The sequence below is a fragment of the Azospirillum melinis genome, from assembly GCF_013340935.1.
Classification (GTDB): domain Bacteria; phylum Pseudomonadota; class Alphaproteobacteria; order Azospirillales; family Azospirillaceae; genus Azospirillum; species Azospirillum melinis.
On sequence record NZ_WHOS01000124.1, the window covers coordinates 1 to 5199 of the forward strand.

Annotated in this window: 5 protein-coding genes; all 5 read left to right on the forward strand. The window is 70.7% G+C overall.

The genetic code is table 11. The annotated features are described in order from the left end of the window. The first annotated feature begins 184 nt into the window (after nt 1-184). Genes GBZ48_RS35510 through GBZ48_RS35530 form a run of 5 tightly spaced genes read left to right on the forward strand, consistent with a single transcriptional unit; the run spans nt 185 to nt 5167 of the window. A complete protein-coding gene (locus tag GBZ48_RS35510) occupies nt 185-766 on the forward strand; it encodes a Terminase small subunit (DNA packaging protein Nu1) (RefSeq protein WP_174475321.1) in 582 nt (193 codons plus the stop codon). Next, entirely contained in the window at nt 714-2810 is a 2097-nt protein-coding gene (locus GBZ48_RS35515) for a phage terminase large subunit family protein (RefSeq protein WP_174475322.1), read from the forward strand. Before GBZ48_RS35510 ends, GBZ48_RS35515 begins: the two co-directional genes overlap by 53 nt. Before the next feature lie 8 nt (nt 2811-2818). Next, entirely contained in the window at nt 2819-3034 is a 216-nt protein-coding gene (locus tag GBZ48_RS35520; protein WP_174475323.1) for a hypothetical protein, read from the forward strand. Nucleotides 3035-3036: 2 nt separating this feature from the next. Continuing rightward, a complete protein-coding gene (locus GBZ48_RS35525) occupies nt 3037-4551 on the forward strand; it encodes a phage portal protein (protein WP_174475324.1) in 1515 nt (504 codons plus the stop codon). A gap of 7 nt (nt 4552-4558) precedes the next feature. After that, nucleotides 4559-5167, forward strand: a complete 609-nt coding sequence (locus tag GBZ48_RS35530) for a head maturation protease, ClpP-related (protein WP_174475325.1) — start codon at nt 4559-4561, stop codon at nt 5165-5167. The last annotated feature ends 32 nt before the right edge of the window (nt 5168-5199 follow it).

Below are 5199 nucleotides of genomic sequence, written 5' to 3' on the forward strand. Positions count from 1 at the left end.
TGCCCCGCCGCGCCCACGGGCACAGGCGGGCCACAGCGGGGCAGGGCAGGGCCAGCCCGGGGACCCTGGGGGGGCCGGAGACCGGGGTCGCGGCGGACGGCCGCGGTCAAACACCGGCTTAGAAAATTTTCAGCCCGAGGCAGCATCAGCACCCCCGGAATCACCCCTGGAATCACCCCCCGGGGTGGAATCAGCGGGTGATTCCGCCCCGGCAACCGGCCGCAAGCGGGTGTTCAGCCTGATCGAGGCGGCCGCCATCCTCGGCAAGCACCGCAACACGCTGGCGGGCTGGCTCGATGACGGATGTCCCGTCGTCCGCCGCGCCGATCGCGCCCGCGGCGTCGAGTGGCAGATCGACATCGGGACCGTGGTGGACTGGCTGCTCGACCGGGCGAGCCAGGATGCCGGCGCCGGCGGCGAAACCGCCGGAATGAAGACGGACGAGGCGAACCGCCGGCGGGCCATCGCGCTGATGATCGCCGAGGAGGTGGCCACCGCCGAGCTGCTGGCCCAGGTGGTGAACCGCCGCGACGCCGCGGCCGACATCGCCGACTTCTGCATCGCCCTGCGGACGGGGCTGGCCACCTTCTGCGCGAAGGTGGCCGGCCGTGCCGCTTCGATGACCAGTCCGACCGAGATCCAGGCCCTCGCCGAAGCCGAGATGAACCGGGTGTTCGACGCGGCGGCCGAGGAGCTGGGGAAGCGGTGGGCCTATGACGCAGCACCTCACAGCGGAAGCGGCAGCGGCGACGGTGGCGGCCCATGAGGCCGGCTGCTACGACACCGGCCGGGAGGGCCTGCGGGACGATCTGCTCGGGCTGATCCAGAACACCCTGAAATTCCGCCCGCGGATGACCGGGTCGGAATGGGCGGAAGGGCGGCCGGGCCAGCTGGGGTTCGGACGGATACCGAAAGGGACCGGGTCGGAGAGTGGCCCGGTCACCCTCTACGGCTATCAGCGCGGGCTGCTGGACGCCATGTGCGATCCGACCGTCCCGCTGATCACCGTGCTGAAGGCCGCCCGCGTCGGCTACACCCGCATGGCGACCCTGGCGATCGGCTACCACCTCCACCAGGACCCGACCCTGTGTGCGGTGGCCCAGCCGACCATCCCCGACGCCGAGGACTTCGGCGCCGACGAGATCGGGCCGATGCTGCGGGACACCCCGGTCCTGGCCGAGCAGCTCCGGCCCGTCCGCAAGGGCGAGCGCCAGGACAAGGCGACCTTCTACCGGCTGGCCAACGGCGCCTCGGTGCGCCTGGTCGGCGCCGCCTCCGACGATGCCTTCCGCCGCTACTCCGCGCGCTTCCTGTTCGGTGACGAGCTGGACGCCGAGGGGTGGACGCCAAAAGCCAAGACGCAGGGCGACAAGCTCAAGCTGTTCTGGACCCGGGGCGAGACGTTCTGGAACCGGAAGCAAATCCGCGGCGGCACCCCGCTGCTGAAGGACACCAGCCGCACCTGGAAGCTGTGGCTGCAGAGCGACCAGCGCCGCTACTTCGTGCCCTGCCCCCATTGCTCGGCGGCGGCCGGCCGGCTGGCCGGCTGGCAGTACCTGGAATGGGGCGGGCCGGACGTCCCGCACGGGGTCAAGTGGTCGCTGGATGAGGACGGCGCCGTCGCGCATGTCTGGTACGTCGGCACCTGTGGCCACCGCATCGAGGAGGGCCACAAGAGCTGGATGGACGAGCGGGGGGAGTGGCGGGCGACCGCCAAGCCCAAACAGCCGGGCCATGTCGGGTTCCATCTGTGGACCGGCATGAGCCTCAACCCGAACGCCGCCTGGCCGGTGCTGGTGGGGGAGTGGATCGAGGCGCAGGCCGATCCGGCCAGCCTGGTGCAGCCCTTCGTCAACCTGCGCCTGGGCATGCCCTACGAGGCGACCTATGGGCACCAGATCAAGATCGAGGCCTTCACCCAGCGGATGGAGCCGTACCCGACGGAGATCCCGCCGGGTGTGGCCTACCTGACCGCCGGCGTCGACGTCCAGTCGGGCAAGGGCAAGAACCCGCGCATCGAGGTCACGGTCTACGGCTGGGGCCGCGGGCACGAGTGCTGGCTGATCGGGCACTGGATTTTCCGGGGCGATCCGGCCCAGCGCGAGGTCTGGGACCAGCTGGATCGCCTGCTGCTCCGCTCCTTCGTCGGGCCGGACGGCAGGCGGTTCCGGATCCAGGCGGCGGCCGTCGATTCCGGCGGTCACCACACCGCCGAAACCTACGCCTTCTGCGAGCTGCGCCGCGCCCGGCGTGTCTGGGCGATCAAGGGCCGGTCGGAGAAGAACGGCCAACGGACCCGGGTTTGGCCCCGGCGGCCGACGGTCAAGAACGGGAACACGGTCTATCTGGTCGGCGGCAACGCCGCCCGCGACTTCGTCTACGGGTCCCTGGCCGTGCCCCGGCCGGGGCCGCGCTACATCCACTTCCCCAGCGATGCGCCGGCGGAAGCGGAGCCGCTCGACACCGAGTTCTTCGAGCAGCTGACCCGGGAGCGGCTGATCACCCCCAAGGGTGGCCAGTACACGGTCTGGGACAAGCCGAAGGACAAGGCGCACGAGGCCGGCGTCTGCCTGGTCTACGCCTACGCCGCGGCGGTGGGCCTGCAGACGCTGAACAAGAAGTGGCTGACCGCCCTCGAGGGCGGGCCGGCCGCCCTGCCCCAGGCCCTGCCGGCGGTTGCCGAGGCCGAGGAAGACACCGACCCCGCCGCGGCCCTGCCGCTGGTGGAGGAGCCACCGGCGCCGGCGCCGGCCGCCGTCATCAAGTCCAAGCGGCCCCGCGGCCGCCGCGTCATCCGTTCCAACCTCTGAGGTGCCCCATGGCCTTCACCAGCGACGACGTCGCGGCGCTGAAGCGCGCAATGTCCAAGGCCGGCAATGCCGCCGAGGTCGAGTACAGCGACGGCACCCGCACCCGCTTCCTGGCGCCCAAGCAGGCGGCCGAGCTGCTGGCGATGATGGAGGCCGACGTGACAAAGGGCAGCGGCCGCCGGCGCAAGCGCCAGATCCGCGTCCTCACCTCCTCGGGGTTCTGACCATGCGGAACGGCGACGTCCGGATCCGGATCAAGGGCACCGGCCTTTACGTGGAACCCTTCCGCGCCCAGGCGCAGCAGCCGGCCTTCCCGTCGACCGGGCAGGGCAAGCGCACCGCCGGCATGCGCCGGGTGTCCGGCGCCGGTCCGAACAGCGTGGTCGGTGGCAACGGCGTGCTGCTGCGCCAGCAGTCCCGCCAGGCCGTGCGCTCGAATTGGGCTGCCGGCCGGGCCGTCGACCTGGCGGTGACCCACACCATCGGCACCGGCATCAAGCCGCAGAGCCTGTGCCCCGATCCCGTCTTCCGCGAGGCGGTGCAGCAGCTCTGGTACGACTGGACCGAGTTCGCCGATGCCGACGGCGTGCTGGACTTTTACGGCCTGCAGGCGCTCGCCGTGCAGGAATGGATCGAGGGCAGCGAGTGCTTCGCGCGGCTGCGGCCGCGCAAGCCGTCGGACGGGCTGCCGGTGCCGCTGCAGATCCAGCTGATCGAGTCCGAGCAGGTTCCGCACGAGCACACCACCATCGTCCCGGGCGGCAACACGGTTGTGCAGGGCATCGAGCGCGACCAGCTGGGCCGCCGCACCGCCTACTGGATGTACCGCCAGCACCCGGGCGAATGGATGCTCGGCGGCGGCGACGCCAGCCTGGTGCGGGTGCCGGCAGCCGAGGTCCTGCACCTCTACCACCCGACCCGGGCTGGCCAGCTCCGCGGTGTCCCCCAGCTGTCCCGCATGCTCGTCCGTCTGAACGAGGCGGGCGAATACGAGGATGCCGAGCTGGTCCGCAAGAAGGTGGCGGCCATGAAGATGGGCGCCATCACCCGCAAGCCGGGATCGGACGAGGGCGAGCCGCTGATCGGCGAGGAGGAGGCGGACGCCGCCGGCGTCGCCGACGTCGGCATGGAGCCGGGCACCATGCTGGTGCTGGACGATGGCGAGGATGTGAAGTGGTTCGACCCGGTCGACGTCGGCGGGAACTACGAGACCTTCATGCGCTGGAACTACCGGGGCGTCGCCGCCTCGGTCAACCAGCTCTATGAGGAGCTGACCGGCGATTACAGCACGCTGAACGACAGGACGTTCCGGGCGGCCTTCAACACCTTCAAGCGCCGGTACCGCTTCTACCAGCACAACATCGTGGCCCAGCAGTTCTGCGCCCGGGTCTGGCGCCGCTTCATCGACCTGGCGCTGATCGCCGGCACCCTGCAGCGCCCGGCCGGCGTGGCGGACCGCGATCTCTACCGGGTCGCCTGGACCCCCGACCGCTGGGAGTACATCCACCCGCTGCAGGACGTGCAGGCGGTGCTGAAGGAGATCGAGGGCGGGCTGACCAGCCGGACCAAGGCCGTGTCCGAGCGCAACGACGACGTCGAGGACATCGACCGGCAGCGCGGCGATGACGCCAAGCGCGAACAGAAGCTGGGACTGGCGCCGGTGGCTCCGCCCGAGGGCGGCGACCGCTACCGCGTCACGCCCCCGGCCCCGGCGCCGGACCCCGGCGCGTCCAAACCCTGAGGGACCCATGCGCACCTGGTACAACATGAAGGCTGCCGCGGACGGCGCGGCGGAAATCCTGATCTATGACGAGATCGGCCGCTGGGGCATCAGCGCCAACCAGTTCGTGCAGGACCTGCGCGGCCTGGGCGAGGTGTCCCGCATCGACGTCCGGCTCAACAGCCCGGGCGGCGAGGTCTTCGACGGGCTGGCCATCTACAACGCGCTGAACGCCCACGCGGCCGAGATCGTCGTCACGGTCGACGGCATCGCCGCGTCGATCGCCAGCGTCATCGCCATGGCCGGCAAGGACATCATCATGCCGGAGAACGCCATGATGATGATCCACGACCCGTCGGGCGGCGTCTGGGGAACGGCGGCCGACATGCGCCGCATCGCCGACGCTTTGGACAAGGGCAAGCTGGCGATCATCAGTGCCTACCGCCGCTGCGGTCTGTCGGACGAGGAAATCTCCGCCCTGATGACCGACGAAAGCTGGTTCAGCGCGGCCGATGCCCTGGCGAAGGGCTTCTGCACCAAGCTCGAGAAGCCGGTGAAGATGAGCGCCTGCTTCGACCTCGCCAACCTCGACCGATTCCGTCACCCACCGGCCGCCCTGGTGGCGGCCGGTGGGTGACGGAATCGGTCGAGGTTGGCGAGGTCGAAGCA

Excerpts from the sequence above, each read along its gene's own strand:
- GBZ48_RS35515 (WP_174475322.1), top strand. The coding sequence starts at position 714 with ATGACGCAGCACCTCACAGCGGAAGCGGCAGCGGCGACGGTGGCGGCC.
- GBZ48_RS35520 (WP_174475323.1), top strand. The coding sequence starts at position 2,819 with ATGGCCTTCACCAGCGACGACGTCGCGGCGCTGAAGCGCGCAATGTCC.
- GBZ48_RS35525 (WP_174475324.1), top strand. The coding sequence starts at position 3,037 with ATGCGGAACGGCGACGTCCGGATCCGGATCAAGGGCACCGGCCTTTAC.
- GBZ48_RS35530 (WP_174475325.1), top strand. The coding sequence starts at position 4,559 with ATGCGCACCTGGTACAACATGAAGGCTGCCGCGGACGGCGCGGCGGAA.